This window comes from Candidatus Frankia alpina, assembly GCF_902806485.1.
Classification (GTDB): Bacteria; Actinomycetota; Actinomycetes; order Frankiales; family Frankiaceae; genus Frankia; species Frankia alpina.
Genome location: NZ_CADCWT010000526.1, coordinates 1 through 773 on the forward strand (window position 1 = coordinate 1; position 773 = coordinate 773).

General features: G+C 73.4%; 2 protein-coding genes. Both read right to left on the bottom strand.

What is annotated here, in order from left to right; translation table 11 throughout:
* A partial coding sequence (locus G6R25_RS24330) for a bifunctional DNA primase/polymerase (protein ID WP_163554689.1) occupies positions 1 to 249 on the bottom strand: 249 nt, incomplete at its 3' end.
* A gap of 185 nt (positions 250 to 434) precedes the next feature.
* A partial coding sequence (locus G6R25_RS24335; protein WP_205447445.1) for a hypothetical protein occupies positions 435 to 773 on the bottom strand: 339 nt, incomplete at its 5' end.

Below are 773 nucleotides of genomic sequence, written 5' to 3' on the forward strand. Positions count from 1 at the left end.
AATGTTCGCGTCCGGCCACTGGCGCCACCAGGCCCGGATCTGCCCGACGGCGGTGCTGGCCGCGGCCGGCCAGTCCCGGAGCAGCGGCTGCTTGCCCGGCCGGGCCACCGGGGCGCCGGGTGGGGCGATGGGGACCACGGGCCAGCCCAGGCCGGCGTAGTACCGGGCGGCCCGGCGCAGGTCCAGCCGATGCGCAAGGGAGACGGGGGGTAGCAGATCGGGGTGCATGAGTGGCCCTTCGGGGCTCATGCCGATCCGGTGAGGCCGATGCCACCCACTCGGGCCTGACGGCCGGCGAGTTGACGGGCACCATGGGAGTCGCGCCTCCCCTGGCAGGGAGCGCACGATCGGTCTCAGGACCGGCGATGGATACGGGAGATCCGTAAGGACAGCCCAGAGGTTGTGTGCCTCTGGGCTGTCGCCTTTTCAGGTGATCACGTCTGTCCTGCTCCTCCGGTTTGGGGCCACTGGTCCGCCCGGCCGGCCGCCCGGCGGGGGGTTAGGCCGCGTCGGCGGGGCGCTGCCCGCAGGCCGACTGGGCGAGTTCCGTGTACACCGCCTGGATCCGGGTGGGAGCGGGTGGCCCGGGCGGCGGCCTGCCGGACGCTCAGGCCTTCCCGGTAGGCGGCCACGATCGCGGCGCGGGCCGCGGCCGGGTCCAGGCGAACAGCAGGGGTGTTCACCTGGGTGTTCGCCCCTGCTGACGGGGTGTCCCCCTGGGTGTCCACCTGAACAGCCGGGTTGGTGTTCACCTGGACGGCAGATTCCGGCGA